A 19,044-nucleotide genomic window follows, 5' to 3' on the forward strand; every position below is an offset into this window, starting at 1 on the left:
CGCAAGCTCTACTTTGCCGCGGCAAACCGGATGACGTTCCACGAATACGGCGCGAGAACGCATTCTGCCTTGCCTCCGTCCAGAGTCGTCTCTCCCCCGGCTTGAGGCCGTACCTCGTAAGGATTGTCCGACGTATTCACCGCATTCAACCGCTCGTGACGCATCACCAGATGCTCTTCGAACGATAGGCTGCCGAAGTCCCGCATGTCTAGATCGTATCGAACGGACTCTTCGCCCCGATTGACCGCGAACACCGTCAATTCGCCCTTCTCTTCGTTGTATACGGCCGCCGAATCAACGATCTCTACGTCCGTATAGAGCGAGGTATCGTACTTGGGGGAATCCGTCACGAGCCGAAGCGCCTGGCCTCTCCCATAGCGGGACACCTGCTGGAAGGGGTAGAACGTCGGGTTGCGCCAGGCGAGTCCCCCTTTCTCGGTCAGAATCATCGGAATCGTGTTGACGAGCAGCGACTGGCAGGCGATATCGATCCGGTCGGAGTGACGCAGGATGGACAGCAGAGCCGATCCGAACACGAGGGCGTCCTCCATATGGAACTTCACCCAGTCGTACGGGCAGCCGGTTTGCCACGGAGTGTATTCCACGTCCGGCTCGCGCCACACGTTCCATTCATCGAACGACAGCTTCATCTTCTTCGAGGTTCTCTTCACCGATTGCACATAGTCGCACGTCGCAATGACATCTTTGATCTGCTGCTCCATCTCCATCGGCATGGCGAGGAACGTCTTCGTGTCATTCTGCTTTTTCCCGATATAATGGTGCAGCGACAGATGGTCGACATGCTCGTACGTGTGCATCAGAACCGTTCGGTCCCACTCGGGGAAAGTCGGCATGTGCCGGGCGGAGCTGCCGACGGCGACCAGCTCGATGCTCGGGTCCACCCACCTCATCGCCTTCGCCGTCTCGCAGGCCAGCCTGCCGTATTCGTCGGCCGTCTTGCGCGCAATCTGCCATTCGCCGTCCAGCTCATTGCCGAGGCACCACGTTCGAATCCCATAAGGTTCCTCGACTCCGTGCGAACGCCGAAGATCGCTGTACTGGCTGCCTCGCGCGAAATTGCAATATTCAATCAGGTTCCGCGCTTCGTCGATGCCCCTCGTCCCGAGATTCACCGTCATGATAGCCTCGGCCCCGACCTTGCGGGTCCACCGCATGAATTCGTCCAAACCGAAGGAGTTCGGCTCTATCTGCCGCCACGCCAGGTCGAGCTTAACCGGCCTCTCCGCCTTCGGTCCGACGCCGTCCTCCCAATTGTAGCCCGAAGTGAAGTTCCCTCCCGGATAACGGACAACCGACAGATTTAATTCTTTGGCCAAGCCAAGCACGTCCTGACGGAACCCGTCCTCGTCCGCCGTTCCGTGACCGGGCTCGTAAATGCCGTTGTACACGACGCTTCCCATATGCTCCACGAAGGAGCCGAACAGCCTATCGTTTGTTTGGCCAATAATAAAATCTTTGCTTACGATCGATTTCGCCTTTAGCATGATGCCGCACCTCGTCTAATGGGAATGGAAGATAACGATCTTTGGAGCTCTCTCGAGTCAGCCCTTCAACCCGGACGTCGTGACTCCTTGAACGAAGAACCTCTGCGCGAACACGTAAACGATCAATAACGGCAGGAGAGCCAGCAGGGACGCGGCGAGGGTCGGGCCGTATTCGATGTTGCGCTGGCCGACGAACATGGCGAGACCGGCGGACAGCGTGCGCATCTCCGTGGAACTCGTCAGCATAAGCGGATACAGCAGGTCGTTCCAATTGTTCATCAGATGGAAAATGCCGAGAGTAATCATCGCGGACTTGCAGAGCGGAAGCATGATTCTCCAGTAAATCTGGAATTCGTTGAAGCCGTCGACTCTTCCGGACTCCTCGAGATCCTTGGGGAGCGAGAGGAAGAAGGATCTCATCAGATAGATTCCGAAGGCGCTTGCCGCCCGAGGAACGATCAAGCCCCAGAACGTGTCGAGCATGCCCAGCTTGAACACCTCGACGAACAGCGGAATCATCAGCACTTGAAAGGGAACCATCATGGTGATCAGAATGAGGGTAAAAAGCGCCTTGTTGCCTTTAAAGCGCAGACGAGCGAACGCATAGCCGGCCATCGAATCCAGGAAGACCGAAACGACCATGACCCCAACGGAGAAGATCATCGTGTTGCGAAAAAAAGCCATCAGCGGGATCGTGTCCCACACTTTGACGAATGAATCGAAGCTGTAGCGGCTGGCGAATACGGTCGGAGGAAATGTCATAAATTCGTTCTCCGGCTTGAATGCCGCGATAAACAGCCATATAAAGGGATGCAGAACCGCGATCAGCAGCGCCGCGGCGGCCAGCCACCCAACCATTCTGCCCCATGTCCAACGTTCTGCCATATGGATGACCCCCTAAGCCAAGTCCGCTTCGCGGCGGAGAAAATACCGATTCATGAGCAAGGTTATCGCCATGATCGCGACAAACAACAGAACGGAGATGGCCGAAGCATAGCCCAAATCGTAGGGCGCCATCTTGAAGCCGGTATTGTAAATATAACCGACGATCGTCTCCGTCTTGTTCAAGGGCCCTCCCTGCGTCGTAACGAAGATCTGATCGAATACTTGCATGGCCGCAATCGTCGTCGTGATGACGCAGAAGCTCAGAGAGGGCATCAGCATCGGGATCGTGATCGCGAAGAACTGCTTTGCCTTCCCCGCTCCATCCAACTGAGCCGCTTCGTAATACGACTCCGGAATCGATTGAATGCCCGCGACCAGAATGATCATGCTGTAGCCGAAGCTTCTCCATGCCGTCAAGGCGATTACGGAGGGCATCGCCCAAGATGGATCTCGGAAGAACTCCAGCCTAGGCAAACCCAAATTCTCCAAGTAACTCGGGTAGACGCCCGTCTGCGGATCGAGCAGGAACGAAGCCACGATCCCGATCGCGGTGAAGGAACAGATCGACGGCACGAAATAAACCGAGCGGAGAAACTTGCGATAACGGGTGTTGCGCGACACGTAAACCGCCGTCAATAGAGCCAGGATGATCTGGAGAGGCACCTCGATTCCCGCGAAATATAGCGTGTGCTTCGCGGATTCGATCAGCCTGTCGTCCTGGAACAGCCGCTCGAAATGATCCAGTCCGATAAATCCTTTCACTTGGAGGAACACGTCCATATCCAACGTGCTGATGACCAGAGTCGCGATAAGCGGGACGACCGTGAAGAGCAGGAGAACCGCCAACGCGGGAGCGATGAAAAGATAAGCCGCTTTCTCGGGTCTATTCCAGCCATTAAGCCAATGTCGTATGCTTCTCATCATAGAATCACCCTAATTATTCTGGATGGGAGGCGGCTGCCGTCCGGAGAGGATCCGCCAAGGAGGCAGCCGCCTGATTGAATCAAGGCTCCGACTTGAGAATCTCGTCTATGGAGTTGGAGGCTTTCTTTACCCCCTGCACGGGATCAAGTCCGCTGACGATCTGTTCCATTAGAGGGAACAGCACATCGCCGTTGATTCGGTCGGCGCCGACGATTCCCGGCAGGAAGGTTCTTCCCGCTTCCCCGAGATTGGACATTTGCTTGATGGTCTCGTTGGCCTGAATCTCGGAATCCGCGGCGACCGATTTCAGATACGGAGGGAAGCCGATAGCGAGAGACCACTTCTTCCCGACCTCGGTCGAATTCCAGTACTTGACGAAGTCGTATGCCGCAAGCTTCTGTTCCTCGCTCGCGCCCTTCGGAACGGCGAATCCGACGCCGTCGGCGATCGTCGCCTGAGCGGCGGAACCCTTCGGAGGAAGCGATACGCCGAAGTTGATATTGTTCTGCTTAAGCCCCGCCGCGAGCCAAGGACCCGTGATGTACATGGCCGCCTTGCCGCTCAGGAACAGCTTGTCGGTCTCCACCCCGTTCAGCCCTTTAGGCGTAACTTTCTTAACGGCAGCCAGATCGGCCAACCACTTGAACGTCTCGATATTCTCGGGGGAATCGAGCACCGACTTCTTGTTGGCGACATCGACCATGTCTCCGCCGTTGCCCCAGATGAACATGGAATAGTATTGCGGCGCGCCTTTGATCGGCATCGCGAATCCATACTGGTTCTTCGATTCGTCCGTCAGCTTGACGGCGTAATCGGCGAGCTGATCGAAGTCCGCGGGAGGACTGTCCGGATCGAGTCCGGCCGCCTTGAACAAATCCTTGTTCCAGTAGAACTGAATGCCGAATACTTGCATCGGCAGCAGATACAGCTTGCCGTTCGATTCTCCCATCTTCATGGCGGATGGCTCGAAGTCGTCCTTATTGACCCCATCCACCGAATAGAAATCGTCTACCGGAACGATCGAACCGTTCTGGATGTAGGCCGCTGCAGTCGTCGGATTCGTCGCGATGAGCGTAGGCGCCGTTCCGGTCGCGATCGACGGCGGAAGCTTCTGGTTGAACTGATCCGCAGGCATAATATCCATCTTCACTTCGAACTTGCCTTCGTTCTTCTTGTTATAATCCTCTACGATCGTCTTGAGAGTCTCGGCGTCCGAGCCGGTGAACGTGTTCCAGAAGGTAATCATCGCTTTCTTCCCGCTTGAAGATGAAGCGCTTTCCTTTTTCTCGTTATGGTTGCCGCCGCAAGCGGCCAGCACGACGATCATCGCGAATGCAAGGATATAGATCAGATAGCGAGTCGGCTTGAAGTCTCCAGCTTTGTACATAGTGATCCTCCCTTTGGATATGGTTAGAATCAGTCGGCTCTCTCTTTAAGTCCCTCTCTCCGTTCTTAAAAGCCCTTTCTAAGCGAAGCTTCCCCTCTTGTCTATTCCGCGTTGCAAACCCAGATAGGCATCACCTCCAAAATAGATAAGCAATGAAGTGTTGGATAGTATTTAAATCGATTTAAATAATGCTTTTAAAAAAAATCCGCTTCCTTCTTAAGAAGATCCACGGATAATTAATTGTGCCGGCACTTTCGTCTGCAGCTCTTGAAGCTCCTCGCCGTTCAACATGGCCATAAGCTTAAGCGCGGCCAGCTTCCCGATCTCTTTCATCGGCTGGTCGATGGTAGTGAGTCCCGGACTCATCATGGACGCCATCTCGATATTGTCGTAGCCGACGATCGCCGCGTCCTGCGGAACCGAGATTCCGCTATCCGCCAACGCCTTCATGGCTCCGATCGCCATCCGGTCGTTCGCCGCGAACAACGCGTCGAAGCTCCTCCCCGACTCCAGCAGCTCTTTTGCCGCTTCGGCGCCGCCTTCCATGGAGAAATCCTTCTCGATGACCATCCCCGGATCGAATAGCAGTTGGTTATCCTGCAGCGCCCGCTTATACCCTTCCAGACGGTCAATGCTGACTTGGTAGTCCAAAGGACCCGTCAGGTGAACAATCCGTTTGCGTCCTTGCTTGATCAGATGCTCCGTCGCCATATAAGCGCCGCCAACGTCTTCTCTCTCCACCGTCGCGATCTCGTCATGATGCCATCTCCCCAGATAAACAACGGGAAACCCCGACTCTACGATCTTGAGAATATTGCGGTCCCGTATGGAAGCCGGCCATAAGATAATGCCGTCCGCCCTGCGATTCCGAAGGATCTTGTCATAGGCAGCCGCTTCGTCCGTCTCCGACGGCGATACCGACAGCATGAGATGGAAGCTGTTCTCCACCAGAATCTCCGAGATCCCTTCGAGAAGCTGCGAGAAGTACGGGTGAGAGAATGCGAAATGAGGCGTGTTCGGGAAAATAAAGGCGATCGTTTCCGCTTTCTTGGCCCGCAAGCTGCGTCCGATCTCGTTCGGAACGTAATTCAGCCGCTTCGCCACTTCCTCTACCGCTCTTTTCGTCTTCACGTTCACCCGCGGATCGCCGGACAGAGCCAACGAGGCGGTCGCCGTCGATACTCCGGCTACTCTCGCGATGTCCTTGAGCGTGACATGAATTTTGCTCATGAGTGAGATCCTTTCATAATTTAAATCGTTTTAATTAATCCTTCAAACTCATCATAAAGCGGTTTCATACGGACGTCAAGAATATTTTAGCAGCGAATCGAAGAGAACCGGCTCGGGATTGCTCCGGAGCCGGTCTCGATGGGTTTATTCCCTCTAGCTTAATTTTCCAGCTTATTCGACAGCATCTGCTGGATGAATACCTTCATTTTGCCGCTGGTTTCATTCAGGTGCTCGATGCTGTTCATGAACTGCGTTACGAGCTCCGCCTGATCTTGGGAAGCATGAGCGATCTGGCCGATCTCCGTCTCCATCTGCTTGATCGAGTTCTTGACGGAATTCAGCATATCCTCGATCTGGGCGGCTGCCGACTTGCTGTCATTGGACAGCTTGCGCACTTCCTTGGCGACAACGCCGAACCCGGCGCCCGCTTCTCCGACCCGTGCGGCCTCGATTGCCGCGTTCAATCCTAGAAGATTCGTCTGCGAGGAGATCTCGCGAATCATCTGAGTGACGCTCGCGACGCTGGAGGAGTTCTCGACGGCCTGCTTCGAATTCCGAAGAATCTCTTCCGCCGTCGCCATCAGCTCTTCGGAATGAGCCGCCACTTGTTGAACGCCGCTCAGAAGGTTGCTTGCGATGGCATCCGTCTCTTCCATCAGCTGCTCCAACGTGGCTTGCTTGTCCATCGGATGATTGATGCTCAGAACGGCAACGACTTCGCCGTGCTCATCTGTGACCGGAATAAAGATAACGTCGAACGGGATACCGAAGTACTCCGCGGGCATGTGGGCGAAGTTCTTCTCCCGGCCGTTCTTTAGGTTCTGGAAGTTCCGATTCTCCGGATCCAACGGGTGGCCGTATTTAAAGCCAAGCTTGATCTTCTCGGTATCCTCCCAATACAGGATCTTCTCGTGGTCATAGATCGAGATGGATACTTCTTCTCGGAAAAGCTGTTTAACAAAAGGCATGCTCGCAATAAGCGCATCAATGATGTTCATTCCTTGCCGTTCCTCTCCACGTCGAATGTCGTCTAGCTGTCTATTTTACTTATCGGATTGTCGACAATAGAAATGTATGGCAAATTAATGAATTATGGCGAATGTGTGATAGAAGTCATTTACGGGAGTCAGGAGGATTAATTAAGGAACTGTCGTTCTCCAGCTTCATAAGGATCGAATACGGCAGGAATCCTGCCTTCTGCCAGAAGCTCTTCCCAGTCGAGTTCCCGTCCAGTACCTCGATCTCGATTGTATCGATTCCCTTGAATCGGCTCTCCCGCAATCGCTCGATCCCAAGCAGACCGTATCCTCTTTGCCTAAATTCGCGTTTAATGAAATATTGCCTGAGATACACTTCTCTTCGGTTCGGGTCATGCTGATTGCGTTTATAACAATAGAGGGCGTAGCCGACCACCTCATCTCCAAGAACGAGCAGATCGGCATTCCAGGACGAACGAAGCCACTCCCGCATCCGTTCCTTGAGCTCTTGCCGGTTCATCGGATTGGAGCTGCCCTCGTCCTCGATCAATTGCTTATTCATCTCGGCTAGAAGATCCAAGTCATCCTCGGAAACGCCTCGGAGCAGGAGGCTCAAGCTATACCTCCTCTTCCACTTGGAAGATGCTGTCCACGATGATCGGCAGATTGCCTCGGACGGAGACCGCTCCCAGGACGGAGCGAGCATGGATGCCTTTCTCCTCGCCGAAGACATCCAACATGAGATCCGAGAAACCGTTCAGCACTTTGTGATGCTCCTCGAACTCCGGGCTAGCGTTCACGAACCCTTGAACCTTGACGACTCTTTTCACCCGATCCAAAGAACCCAGGGCCGATTGTACGACGGCCAGCACTTCCAAGCCCGCCAGTCTGGCGAATTCATAGCCTTCCTGCGTTGTAAATTCGGCTCCCAGCTTCCCCTTCGGAGAGCCGGCCGGGCCTTTGCCCGAAACAAACATAAGTCCGTTCGCGACCACGACGTTGGCGTACTTGGCGGCAGGTTCGCTCGCTTCCGGGAGAGCAATGTTCAATTGCTTCAATCTGGTCTCAATCGATTCGATTGTCATGGAGAAGCCCCTTTCATTCATCTTATCTACTCCTCATCCACCTCGAAAGAATCGATCATATGGTCGATATCGTTCTGGAGGGAATCGGTGATTTCTTTGGCCGTCGTGACGATTAGCGAATAACTTTTTTTGCCGATCGGTACGTAATATTCCGTTTGAATAAGCGATTGGTTGTTCGAGGCGGCCATCTCCGACACCAACACCCCGGCCTTGTAACGGCCGTAAGGCTTCTCTTCGAAGCTGATCTGCTTATAATCGTTTATCTTCGCGCTTCCGTCCTCTCCGCTTGTCGGGTCCATCTGCAGGTCCTTAAGTTCACCGGCGGGCGGGGCGGAAGCATTCTTGTACTCGGCGGTTATAAGAAGGACGTTGGCGATTTGGGTCGGACTCGAGAATTGAGCCTTGATCTCGGGGATGGAACTTGTCTGGTCCGTCTGCTCCCAATCGAACGGGTAATCGAAGCTGAAGCCATCGCCATAATACGTCGCATAGGCCTCCCCGTCGATGGCGATCTTCACCTCCACTTTGGACTGCACTTGAATCGACCCTTGCTTGGCTTGGCTGGATGGCTCCTCAGGCCCGGACTTTCCGCCTTGACCGAACAAGCCGATCTGCCCGGTTTGTTTCGATGGCCCCGGTTGTCCTTCCTGGCGCGCGGATGACGATTGTTTCGCTTGCTCCGGCTGCTCCCCGCTAACTTCCCTTATGGTGCTTTTAACGGATTCTCTAACATCCGTGCAGCCAACCGCGGCGGTAGTTAATGCTGTTAATAAAGATACGAGAAGTAGGTTGCGAATGAACACGTTGGCGCCTCCATTATTCGAAATCGACCTGTTTATCCAAAATGACTTCTTTTGTTCGATCATCCAGGAAAACGGCGGAATAGATAGAGCTTCCCGTTACGTGGCGGAAGATCCGTCCTGCCCGAATAGCCCCTGCTATGCAGAGCCTTGTCCAGCACTCTCATGAACGCTCCGTGACTGACGATCAGGACATTCGAGCTTGGATAGCGGCGCTCGATCTCATCGATAATTCGCTCTGCCCGAAGGCGTACATTCTTCTTGCCCTCTACTTGGGAACGATGGGAGAACAGCCAAGCCAAGCGCGCCAAACCCAACCAGAGGGTTAATGGCATGCGGATTCGAGCGCCGCTCACCGCATGAATCCCGATTTCCCGCAGATGGTCGGATACGATTAGGGGGCCGTCGAAAAGAAAGGCTGCCGTTCGGGTTGCCCGGGAGAGGGGACTGCAATAGCAGACGTCCCATTCTATATCGCTGGAGGCAAGCGGAACCGATCGAATAGCCCCTTGATCATACTGCTCCACCCAGCGTGTGAACTGAGGCCCCGTCATCCAGCGGCGCTGCGGCTTGTGCAGCACCTTGAAGTGCCTGATCAACCCAATCACGTTAATGTTCTTCTCCCCAGCCCAAGCTCTCGAACCAGACGGAATCGCGGGTTTGGCTCAAAGCGTGTTTGATGTAGGGAATGATGTTTTCGGGAAGTTCCGATAAGGGAAACCATCTTAATTCTTCGCATTTATGAGGCTCCTTGTTGGAAATATCTCCTTCCCATTCATGGACCGTCAGAAAAAAATCGATCCATTCCTTCGAGGACTTATCCCTGCGATGCATGATTCCGATTACTTCCAAATACTGCTGCTTGATCTTTACACCAGCTTCTTCGAATGCCTCACGAATAGCTGCTGATTTCACTTCTTCATTACCGTCGATTCGTCCGGCAACCACACTCCATTTGCCATCTTCGAAACCGGTATTTCTCCTCTTTAACAGCAGGATCTCGTTCTTGCCATTTAAGAAAAACAAGTGTACGGCTCCGTAGAAAATTGGGGATTGCATCCGATGTGCTCCTTTCGAGCAGGACTGCAGGGTCCATGGTCGATTGTCCGAAAATTTATTCTATTGTACGTTGAAAAAATTTCCATTGCAATTCTTGACAGAATTCGAAGCTTTCCATGGTTGCGTGACCATTCGAGTGCACGGTTTGAATCCAAAAAAAAGAGCTTCAATCCTCGCGGGGATTGAAGCCATTATGCATCTCGCTTACTTCGAAGCGTTTGTATTAATCTGCGTCCCTAATTGAATCCGTCCGTCCGAGCTATGAATCTCGCTGCGGATAATATCTCCGGTTCGCAGATATCGGTCAACCGATCGTTGGCTCTCCACGAATAATCGGTACTTCTCCTCTGCCGATGCCGTACCCATCATTCGATCCATTGCCGTTGAGCCTAGCTTCATGGCGACGCCTCCGCAGGTCCCCGTGAGGATCAGATCGCCCGGAGACAGATCCATGATCTCCGACAGCTCGGTCAGCGTCTCATCCGGCTTGAACAAAAGCTGACTTGTGTGCGCATGCTGCCTGATCTCGCCATTGACCGTCAGCCTAAGCTCCAGATCGTGAATCCGGGGGACATCTTCGGCATCGAGCAGATAAAGGTACGGACCGGTCGGACAGAACGTTCGATAACTCTTGCCCTTGAGCCATTGTCCTTGTGGCAGCTGAACATCCCTGGCGGAGATGTCGTTAGTCAGCACCAAACCAGCCACGTATTCATGAAGATTGGCGTCCATAATCGAAGTCGGCTTGCGAATCTCTCGGCCGATGACCAATCCCAGCTCAATCTCGTAATCAAGCAGCTTCATGTGCGGCGGACAAATGACGTCCGAATACGGCCCTGCAAGAGAGCTGTCGGCCTTGCTGAAGATCATATTAAACGGCGGTCGTGCGGCCTCAAGCCCCGACTCCGCCCGGTGATCGCCATAGTTTGCCCCCTGGCAAATAATGCGGGCTGGGCGTGTAACCGGGCTCAGCAGCTCCACATCCTCGATATTTACCGCTCTGCCTGCCCCCGATTGCCAGACCTCTCTCGCCACCTGCGTTCCGGAACGCAAGAAATGAGCGAGTGTCGGATAACTGCCTTCCACCGCCAGGAGCCTATCCCCCTTCTGTACTCCCCAGAGAACATTGCCGTTCTCGGTAAATCTGGCTATATGCAAACCCATTCCTAGTCCTCCTCCTTAACCAAAGGTTGCCTCAACCGAGCCTAGTTGTGTAAATTCGGCCCGGAACCGATCCCCGCAGACAGCATTAGCCGCTGCCGATAAAGCGCCCGATAGGATCACCTCTCCGGCCTTAAGCGTCACGCCATATGCGTGAAGCTCACTAGCGCAGCCTCCTTTTCGAGTCCCATCATAATTCAGATTCGCGTTCCGACATAAGGGGGTTTTTTATTGGAAAATCGCAAAAACACAATTGGTTTTATTGTCGTTTTTGACGTATTCTTTATAATGAAGTAAGCGCTTGCAAATGGGAGGGGAGATGCACCCGTCATGGTCGAAATCAATCGCATTTCCAAGCCGGATCTGTCCGATATCGTGATAACTTCTCATGCTTTCGGTCTCTTACGCAAAGCTTTATTCGAGAACATGGGCAACAAAAAAGCGAAAGGACTTCTGCTGCGCTTCGGGAGAGACCTCGGCAAGAACAAAGCTCTTGAATTGATGAAGCTTAACTTTTCGATCGAGGAGTTAATCGAGATGGTATCCGTCGTTCATTCTCAAGCGGGGCACGTTGCGGACGTCGAGAAAAAACCGGGTGCGGTTCGATTGTCGGAGAATAATCAATTGGACTTTAGCGACGCCACCGGCCGTTGGGTGGATTCATTCGAGGCCAAGCTGCATCTTCAGCTCCATGGAGTAGCCGATGAATGCTCTTGTTATGTGCTAAGCGGCTATGCCAGCGGGTATATGTCTGCCATCCTGAACGACGATATATTCGTCAAAGAGCTCACCTGCCGAGCCAAGGGAGACCTTGATTGTACTTTCGCAGTCAATTCGAGGGAATATTGGACGCGCCAATCGGGCGAAGAACCCGCGATTTATGACGATCAGACCATTCTGAGCGAATTGGAAGATACGTACGACAAGCTATTGTTTAAAAATAAGCTGCTCGATAAGGTCACCCACTACCACAGCCAATTGACCGACGCAGTCGCCAGACAGCAATCGTTGGACCAAGTCATCGCAATCGCTAACGAGATTCTTGGAATCCCGATCGCAATCGAGGATCTTAACGGCAATCTCCTGCATCTTCACGGAATCCAGCGGGAGACTTATACTCGCTTGCGGCACGTCAAAAATAAAAAGAAGCACACGCTGTTCAATCGCAACCGCACTTCCTGCGAGCAGATAGGCAGCTCCTACTTGCTGACGACACCGATCTACCTCCAGGATCGGCTTTTCGCCACTTGCTCGTTCATCTATATCGATTCACGGGAACCGGAAACCGACGATTACTTGTTCCTGGAGAGACTTGCTACGGCGTCCACCCTCAGCTTCCTGAACGAGAAAATCAGCTTCGAGACGACGGAACGGCTCAAGATCTCGATCCTGGATCGCTTGATCCATAAGCAATTCAACACGATTGGAGAGATTACCTCGCAATTAAAGTACGTTTCTCCAGATCTGAGGAGCCCGTTCATCACTCTTGCCGTCATGTGTACTCAGAAGAAAACCGAGGGCAAGCCGCTCGACCATTACGATCAGCTGCTCCAATTCGCCAAAACATTGAAATACTATAAGCTCGACGGGCTGCTAAGCCAGAATAACGACGAGATCGTCATCCTCTTGTTCGCTGTCAAAGACTCCGCTTCGCTGCTCAGAAGTTTGAAGCCCGTTCTGACCATTATGGAGGAGAATAATTCGGACGTTCTTTATAAGATCGGAATCAGCCAGCCCTTTCAGCAATTGGCCAAGTTCGAGGAATCCCTGACCCAGGCGGAACAGTCGCTCCATCTGCCCAGGCAGCAGAAAATCGTTGCATATGATCAGCTCGGGCTATTGGGATCGCTCCTTCAAGGCGCGGACATTCAACACCTAAAGGCAACCGCGAAGAAGGAATTAGGAAATTTGCTGGACGAGGATGACAAGCATCGGGAGCTGCTTTATACGTTGTACATCTACTTGATTCACGGAGGCAAGTTGGAGAAAACCATGCAGCAGCTTTCCTTATCGATCGGTGGAATTCAGTACCGTATCCGCAAGATAGAGGACATCCTGCAGAAGGACCTGAAGAACTTCTCCACCGCCTCGTACTTGTTGCTGATGATCGAGGCGCTGATCGCGACGGGAGATATCAAAATAGAGGAATAACGGACATATACCCACAGTTGCCGTCCTCTACGGCTGCTGTGGGTATTAACCAGGCTCTTATTTCGTTCGGAAAGTACAAGCGTTCCCGACTCGCAGCCTGTCGCTACTGTTGCTCCATCTTGTCGAACAACAGCTTGGCCAGGGTAGTCTTCGTCAATCTCCCGACGACTTCCAACTTGGAAGGCGCCGCTTCGGAGCCGGAACCGCCTTCGGTTACGCTCGCCGCCTGGACGACCGGCAAGCCGTCCACCTCATGCGCGATCATCTTGCGCAGGGCTTCGCGAAGCGTGTCGTCCGGCGACGCCGTCACCACGTTCGGATAACGGGTCATGACCATGCTCAGCAGCACGCTCGCTGCTTGCGAGTTCCCCAAGGTAACCTTAAGCAGGTCCTTTCGCGACACGACCCCGGCCAACGCATTCGCGGAATCGACGACGACGAGGCTTCCGACGTTCTCGAGGAACATGGCGACGACCGCATCGCTGACGGTGGCGGTCTCTCGCAGAACGACCGGAACCCCCATGACCTCGCGGACTTTCGTCCGCGCGATCGAACCGACTTCCGATCTCTCCTGCATGACCGTGCTTCCGAGAAAATAGCCTACCTTCGGCTTCGCATCGATATACCCCAGCATCACCAGCAAGCCGAGATCCGACCTTATGGTAGGACGGGTCACCCCGAGCTGCTCCGCGATTTGCTCCCCGGTAATCGGAGCGTTCTTGCGCACGATATCGACAATCTCCAACTGGCGGGATGACAGTTCGATCGTTGTTCCCTCCCGTTACGACAACCCATTTGACTCCATTGTAACCGAATCGGAGCCGGAATCACACCACTTTCGCCGTCTGGGACGAATCGGCGTGCTTCCCCTGCTCGACGGCCGCTTGCGCGGCGGCGATTCGGGCCATAGGAATCCGGTATGGGGAACAGCTGACGTAATCGAGCCCGACCCGATGGCAGAAGGCGATCGATTCCTTGTCTCCGCCATGCTCGCCGCAGATGCCCGTCTTCAGCTTCGGCTTTAAGGAACGACCCGCGGTTACCGCCCAATCGATCAGTTGGCCGACTCCCTCCGAGTCAAGAACCTGGAACGGGTTGTTCGCCAGAAGCTTCTTGTCGAGATAGTGAGCCAGGAATTTGCCTTCGGCATCGTCCCGGCTGTAGCCGAACGTCATCTGCGTCAGGTCGTTGGTGCCGAACGAGAAGAAGTCCGCATGGGCCGCGATCTGCTTCGCCGTCAACGCGGCGCGGGGAACCTCGATCATCGTTCCGACCTTGTACCGGCAATTCCTTCTCTTATCGGAGCCGAGCACCTGCTCCGCCACCTCGTCCACCAGCTCGCGCAGCAGCTTAAGCTCGCTTGCGTCTCCGACCAGCGGAATCATGATCTCGAGATGAATCTCCACCCTCCGTTCGATCTGGGCGGAAGCCGCCTTGAACAGCGCTTCGATCTGCATATCGTAGATCTCCGGATAGACGATGCCCAGCCGGCATCCCCGTTGGCCCAGCATCGGGTTCGCTTCGTGAAGCGCTTGGACCTTGCGGATCATCCGCTTGATCCGCTCTCCTTCCTGCTCCGAATCCGCTTCGGAGAGAGCAGCCTGCAGCTCGCTAAGCTTCGGCAGGAACTCATGAAGCGGAGGATCGAGCAGCCTCACCGTAACCGGAAGGCCGTCCATCTCGGCGAAGATGCCCTCGAAGTCGGATTGCTGAATCGGAAGCAGATGAGCAAGCGCCGCTCTTCGCTCCTCCTGCGTGTCGGCCATGATCATTCTCTGCATAACCTCCAGTCTGTGCGGCGCGAAGAACATGTGCTCCGTCCGGCACAGCCCGATCCCTTCGGCTCCGAAGCCGCGGGCGATCCGGGCGTCCTCCGGCGTGTCCGCATTGGCATAGACGCGAAGTGATCGAACCTCATCCGCCCACGCCAGCATCTGCTTCAGCTCGTTCGAGGCGGTCGCCTCCTTCAGCGGCACGACTCCCGCGATGACCCTTCCGGTCGCTCCGTCCAGCGTAATCCACTCTCCTTCGGAGAAGGAGCGGCCTCCCGCCGTCATCTGCTTCCGTTCTTCGTCGATCCGGATGTCTTCGCAGCCGCATACGCACGGCTTGCCCATTCCTCTCGCAACGACGGCGGCATGACTGGTCATTCCTCCGCGGCTCGTCAGCACGCCTTCTGCCGCTAGGACGCCATGTATGTCCTCCGGCGTCGTCTCGGGGCGAACGAGTATGACTTGCTTGCCGGCTTGCTTCCATTCCGCGGCGGTATCGGCCTCGAAAGCGATCATGCCGATCGCGGCGCCCGGCGAGGCCGGCAGCCCGATCGCCAGAACGTCCTGAACGGCGGCATCGTCAAGTCCTCTATGAAGCAGCTGATCCAGATGCGACGCTTCGATTCGAAGCAGCGCTTTCTCTCTCGTCAGCACGCCTTCGTTCACCAGGTCGACCGCTATTCTCATCGCCGCTTGGGCGTTGCGTTTGCCGCTTCTCGTCTGCAGGACGTACAGCTTGCCATTCTCGACCGTGAACTCGATATCCTGCATGTCCTTATAATGGCGTTCAAGTTGTCCGCATACCTGAGCAAGCTGCGCGTACATCTCCGGCATCGCGCTCTTCAGCGTCTCAATCGTCTGAGGGGTACGAACTCCCGCGACGACATCCTCGCCCTGCGCATTGATAAGATATTCGCCGAACAGAACCGGCTCGCCGGTAGACGGATTGCGAGTGAAGACGACGCCGGTGCCGCAATCGTCTCCCCTATTGCCGAATACCATGCTCTGTATATTTACAGCCGTACCCTGATGATCTGGAATCCGGTTGATTCGACGATATACCTGAGCTCGTTGATTGTTCCACGATTGGAAGACGGCCTCTGCCGCCAATTTAAGCTGCTCGTAAACATTTTGCGGGAATTCGCGGCCGGTGTTCTTCCTCACGCACGATTTATACGCTTCGATCAACTCGCGCCAGCCCTCCGCCGTAACGTCCTGATCGAGCTCCACTCCGAGCTTTGCCTTCAACCGATGAAGCAGCATTTCGAATTGGAATCCTTCGATGCCGAGAACGACGTTGCCGAACATCTGGATCAGACGCCGATAGCAATCGTAGGCGAATCGTTCGTTCCGGGTCGCCGCCGCCAATCCCTTTACCGTCTCGTCGTTCAAGCCTAGGTTCAGAATCGTATCCATCATGCCAGGCATGGAAGAGACGGATCCCGAACGCACGGAGACGAGAAGCGGTTGATAAGGATCTCCGAACGCTTGCCCCTTCTCGGTCTCGAGCTGTCGCAGCGCGGCCAGGATCTGCCGTACCATCTCGTCGGTCAGCCTATTGCCGAACTTGAAGAAGGCATGGCATGCATCCGTCGTCACGGTGAAGCCTGGCGGCACCGGAAGCCCAGCGTTCGTCATCTCCGCCAGGTTCGCGCCTTTGCCGCCAAGCAGATTCTTCATTCGGGCACTGCCCTCCTGGAACGAATATACGTATTTGATGGTCATCCGACTTTGACCTCGCCATTCTTGCTCTGCTTCCGGCATTCCGGCTTGTCGCAGACGCCCGAGATTTTCTTGATGCCGTTGGTCGGCAGCGTGCAGACAACGTCGCTGCAATGCCTGCAAATGACGACTCCCAATTCATTTTTCGAAGAAACGGCTTGGTTCACGCTGTGAAAGTTAAGCATGTTTTCTCCCCCTCATGATTAGGTGTGTTCGCTTTGGCGACATGTCCAGCCAGATCGATGACTCGGCTGGCATAAGCCCACTCGTTGTCGTACCAAGCCAGCAGCTTGACCCGGTTCTCTCTCGTCATCACGCTTAAACCATCCACGACGGCCGACTTCTCATTGCCGATATAGTCGGATGAGACGAGAGGCAGCTCGTTATAGCCCAAATATCGGGCAAATTCACCATTCGCGGCAGTCCGGAACGCTTCCCGGACTTCGCTTTCGCCAGCGGGCCGCTTCAGATCCAATTGCAGATCCAGCAGCGAGACATCCTGCGTCGGGACACGCACCGACATCCCATGAATAAGAGGAGCCAGATGAGGAAGCACTCCGCTTAACGCTTTGCTGACACCCGTCGTTGTCGGAATGAGCGAGCTCGTGCAAGAACGAGCGCGGCGGAGATCCTTATGCGGGTTGTCGAGGTGGTTCTGGTCGTTCGTATAAGAGTGAATCGAGGTCATCCAACCGCTCTCGATTCCGAACGCCTCCTCCATGACCGAGAGAACGGGAGCTAGGCAGTTCGTCGTGCAGGAAGCCGCGGAGAGAAGCCGGTGAACGGATGGATCATACTGCTCTTCGTTCACTCCCATGACGACGGTCAGATCCAAGTCCCGGCCCGGCGCCGTCAGCAGCACTCGTTCCGCTCCCGAGGCGAGATGCTGCTGCAGAGCGGCACGATCCTTGAACTTGCCGGTCGAGTCGATAACAAGCTCGACTCCGAGCTCTCTCCAAGGCAGCTTGGCCGGATCCCTCTCGGATACGATCCGAACGCTTTGCCCGTTGATGATCAAACGATCCTTCTCGACCTCCACAACAGCGTCCCACTTGCCGTGAACGGTATCGTATTGGAGCAAGTGCGCCAATGTCTCCACCGTACAAGTTGTGTTGATGACCTTCACCTGGATGTTCGAGGACGGCATCCCCATTGCTCTTCGAATGCTGAGCCTGCCGATTCGTCCTGTTCCGCTGATCGCAACGTCCACGACTTCTCCCCCTTTATTTAGTGTGTCTTAATTATATATATGACTCATATTAAAAGCAATATGCGGGCTAATAAGAACTTTTTATGACTCATATAAAGAGATTTTAATTGCATATATGAGGAATAGTCGGAGATGTTGCCCGTATGGCATTATTTTGGCGGGCCCAGGCCCTCCAACGGCTGGAGATGTTGCCGTATGGCTGCTCAGGGAAACAAACAGTCGTATTCGGCGGAAAATTCGCAGATCAGCCGAGAAAAAATCAAAACCCCGGCTCGATTATCGAGTCGGGGTTAGGATAAACGCAGCACAATGGCGGTTGAAGCACATCTTGCTGGTCCTAGTCGGGTTAAGCCATCTGTCATCGATTAAACAGGACGTCCCTGCTTCATCGCGTCGTCCATGATCACCTGTCGCTCTCTCCCTAGAGTTTGGTTCGCCGTATCATGCACCCTTTTCCAAGGCTGCCTCCGAACTTCAGCTCTCCTGCAAGACGAACGTTCGGCATTTATTCTACTTGAGGAGTATCCCTCAATCGCCGTGCAGCTCCAGCAAAGGCTTCAATTCCTCGCCTTCCAATACCAACACGGTCATTCCTTGCTCGGAGCCCGATTCGTGCTGTTCGCCGGCTTCCCAATACGCCGCCATCCCGGAGCGAATCTCAACCTTCGTCCCTTCTCGGCCGACAACCCAACCCTCTCCGTTAAGAACGAGGAACAATTGATTGACGGGAGCTTCATGGGCGCCGACAAGACCGGAGGGTCCTACGAAAATACAGCCGATGTGAAGAGTCTTCTCATAATCGACGATTCGAGCAAAAGAAGCCTCGCGGCTATTGAAGCTGGTGATCGGTTTGCCGAGCTGCTTGGACAGACGATATAATCTCACGTTATCAGTACCTCCATCACCCTATTTACTCTCTCTTCAACCGTCTGCTCGCCTTCGATTCGAAGGATCGGGCAGGCAAGCTCAGACATCCGCTTCTCGTGAAGAACCCGGCTTCTACCATTCATTCCCGCTTCTTCGTAGAGTGCAGCCCAACCGCTCCGTGAGAATCATTGAAGCATCAGCTTATTTTACCTTATTCCACCATTGGGCGGAACACCGTATTTGCGCTACCCTCAGGCTCTAACGGATATGGGAGACCTTATTTCGCCCAGAATCGCGGCTTTTGGATTT

Annotated in this window: 19 protein-coding genes and 1 pseudogene; 1 reads left to right on the forward strand and 19 read right to left on the reverse strand. The window is 54.3% G+C overall.

Features of this window, described 5'->3' with window-relative positions:
- Window positions 1–8 precede the first annotated feature (8 nt).
- The 13 genes and pseudogenes from arfA to ELR57_RS28310 form a co-directional block, all read right to left on the reverse strand.
- Window positions 9–1,505 carry an arabinosylfuranosidase ArfA gene (gene arfA / locus ELR57_RS14145; RefSeq protein WP_126959744.1) on the reverse strand — a complete coding sequence of 499 codons (1,497 nt, stop codon included), beginning with the start codon at window positions 1,503–1,505 and terminating at the stop codon, window positions 9–11.
- Window positions 1,506–1,562: 57 nt separating this feature from the next.
- On the reverse strand, window positions 1,563–2,390 hold the full coding sequence (locus tag ELR57_RS14150) for a carbohydrate ABC transporter permease (protein ID WP_126959745.1): 828 nt from the start codon (window positions 2,388–2,390) through the stop codon (window positions 1,563–1,565).
- A 12-nt stretch (window positions 2,391–2,402) separates the two neighbouring features.
- On the reverse strand, window positions 2,403–3,311 hold the full coding sequence (locus ELR57_RS14155) for a carbohydrate ABC transporter permease (protein ID WP_126959746.1): 909 nt from the start codon (window positions 3,309–3,311) through the stop codon (window positions 2,403–2,405).
- Window positions 3,312–3,393: 82 nt separating this feature from the next.
- Complete coding sequence (locus ELR57_RS14160; protein ID WP_126959747.1) at window positions 3,394–4,701, reverse strand: ABC transporter substrate-binding protein; 1,308 nt, start codon at window positions 4,699–4,701, stop codon at window positions 3,394–3,396.
- A 216-nt stretch (window positions 4,702–4,917) separates the two neighbouring features.
- Window positions 4,918–5,931 (reverse strand): LacI family DNA-binding transcriptional regulator, encoded by a 1,014-nt coding sequence (locus tag ELR57_RS14165; RefSeq protein WP_126959748.1) that lies wholly within the window; start codon window positions 5,929–5,931, stop codon window positions 4,918–4,920.
- A 158-nt stretch (window positions 5,932–6,089) separates the two neighbouring features.
- A complete protein-coding gene (locus tag ELR57_RS14170; protein WP_126959749.1) occupies window positions 6,090–6,929 on the reverse strand; it encodes a methyl-accepting chemotaxis protein in 840 nt (279 codons plus the stop codon).
- A 115-nt stretch (window positions 6,930–7,044) separates the two neighbouring features.
- Complete coding sequence (locus tag ELR57_RS14175; protein ID WP_158630037.1) at window positions 7,045–7,524, reverse strand: GNAT family N-acetyltransferase; 480 nt, start codon at window positions 7,522–7,524, stop codon at window positions 7,045–7,047.
- 1 nt (window position 7,525) lies between these two features.
- Window positions 7,526–8,014 (reverse strand): RidA family protein, encoded by a 489-nt coding sequence (locus ELR57_RS14180; RefSeq protein WP_370452274.1) that lies wholly within the window; start codon window positions 8,012–8,014, stop codon window positions 7,526–7,528.
- A gap of 5 nt (window positions 8,015–8,019) precedes the next feature.
- Window positions 8,020–8,796: a hypothetical protein gene (locus ELR57_RS14185; protein WP_126959751.1), complete on the reverse strand. Its 777-nt coding sequence runs from the start codon at window positions 8,794–8,796 to the stop codon at window positions 8,020–8,022.
- Between the two features lie 59 nt (window positions 8,797–8,855).
- The gene (locus tag ELR57_RS14190; RefSeq protein WP_126959752.1) at window positions 8,856–9,401 is read right to left on the reverse strand and encodes a histidine phosphatase family protein; all 546 of its coding nucleotides are present in this window, start codon (window positions 9,399–9,401) and stop codon (window positions 8,856–8,858) included.
- 1 nt (window position 9,402) lies between these two features.
- Window positions 9,403–9,852 (reverse strand): NUDIX hydrolase, encoded by a 450-nt coding sequence (locus ELR57_RS14195; RefSeq protein ID WP_126959753.1) that lies wholly within the window; start codon window positions 9,850–9,852, stop codon window positions 9,403–9,405.
- A 204-nt stretch (window positions 9,853–10,056) separates the two neighbouring features.
- Window positions 10,057–11,016, reverse strand: a complete 960-nt coding sequence (locus tag ELR57_RS14200) for a fumarylacetoacetate hydrolase family protein (RefSeq protein ID WP_126959754.1) — start codon at window positions 11,014–11,016, stop codon at window positions 10,057–10,059.
- A 15-nt stretch (window positions 11,017–11,031) separates the two neighbouring features.
- A pseudogene (locus tag ELR57_RS28310) lies at window positions 11,032–11,181 on the reverse strand (2-keto-4-pentenoate hydratase); the annotation flags it as partial.
- Window positions 11,182–11,343: 162 nt separating this feature from the next.
- Here ELR57_RS28310 and ELR57_RS14210 point away from each other — a divergent pair.
- On the forward strand, window positions 11,344–13,164 hold the full coding sequence (locus ELR57_RS14210) for a helix-turn-helix domain-containing protein (RefSeq protein WP_126959755.1): 1,821 nt from the start codon (window positions 11,344–11,346) through the stop codon (window positions 13,162–13,164).
- A 103-nt stretch (window positions 13,165–13,267) separates the two neighbouring features.
- Here the strand turns inward: ELR57_RS14210 and ELR57_RS14215 are convergent, their stop codons facing one another.
- The 6 genes from ELR57_RS14215 to ELR57_RS28495 form a co-directional block, all read right to left on the reverse strand.
- Window positions 13,268–13,909 (reverse strand): helix-turn-helix transcriptional regulator, encoded by a 642-nt coding sequence (locus ELR57_RS14215; protein WP_126959756.1) that lies wholly within the window; start codon window positions 13,907–13,909, stop codon window positions 13,268–13,270.
- Window positions 13,910–13,991: 82 nt separating this feature from the next.
- On the reverse strand, window positions 13,992–16,661 hold the full coding sequence (ppdK, locus tag ELR57_RS14220; RefSeq protein ID WP_126959757.1) for a pyruvate, phosphate dikinase: 2,670 nt from the start codon (window positions 16,659–16,661) through the stop codon (window positions 13,992–13,994).
- Window positions 16,658–16,843 carry a GapA-binding peptide SR1P gene (locus tag ELR57_RS14225; RefSeq protein WP_126959758.1) on the reverse strand — a complete coding sequence of 62 codons (186 nt, stop codon included), beginning with the start codon at window positions 16,841–16,843 and terminating at the stop codon, window positions 16,658–16,660. Before ELR57_RS14225 ends, ppdK begins: the two co-directional genes overlap by 4 nt.
- Complete coding sequence (gap, locus tag ELR57_RS14230; protein WP_126959759.1) at window positions 16,822–17,868, reverse strand: type I glyceraldehyde-3-phosphate dehydrogenase; 1,047 nt, start codon at window positions 17,866–17,868, stop codon at window positions 16,822–16,824. The genes ELR57_RS14225 and gap overlap by 22 nt, the downstream gene beginning before the upstream one ends.
- A 528-nt stretch (window positions 17,869–18,396) precedes the next feature.
- Entirely contained in the window at window positions 18,397–18,753 is a 357-nt protein-coding gene (locus tag ELR57_RS14235) for a cupin domain-containing protein (RefSeq protein WP_126959760.1), read from the reverse strand.
- Window positions 18,750–18,878 carry a P-loop NTPase family protein gene (locus ELR57_RS28495; protein WP_255414939.1) on the reverse strand — a complete coding sequence of 43 codons (129 nt, stop codon included), beginning with the start codon at window positions 18,876–18,878 and terminating at the stop codon, window positions 18,750–18,752. The genes ELR57_RS14235 and ELR57_RS28495 overlap by 4 nt, the downstream gene beginning before the upstream one ends.
- Window positions 18,879–19,044: the final 166 nt, after the last annotated feature.

It is taken from the genome of Cohnella sp. AR92 (genome assembly GCF_003990975.1).
Lineage (GTDB): Bacteria > Bacillota > Bacilli > Paenibacillales > Paenibacillaceae > Cohnella.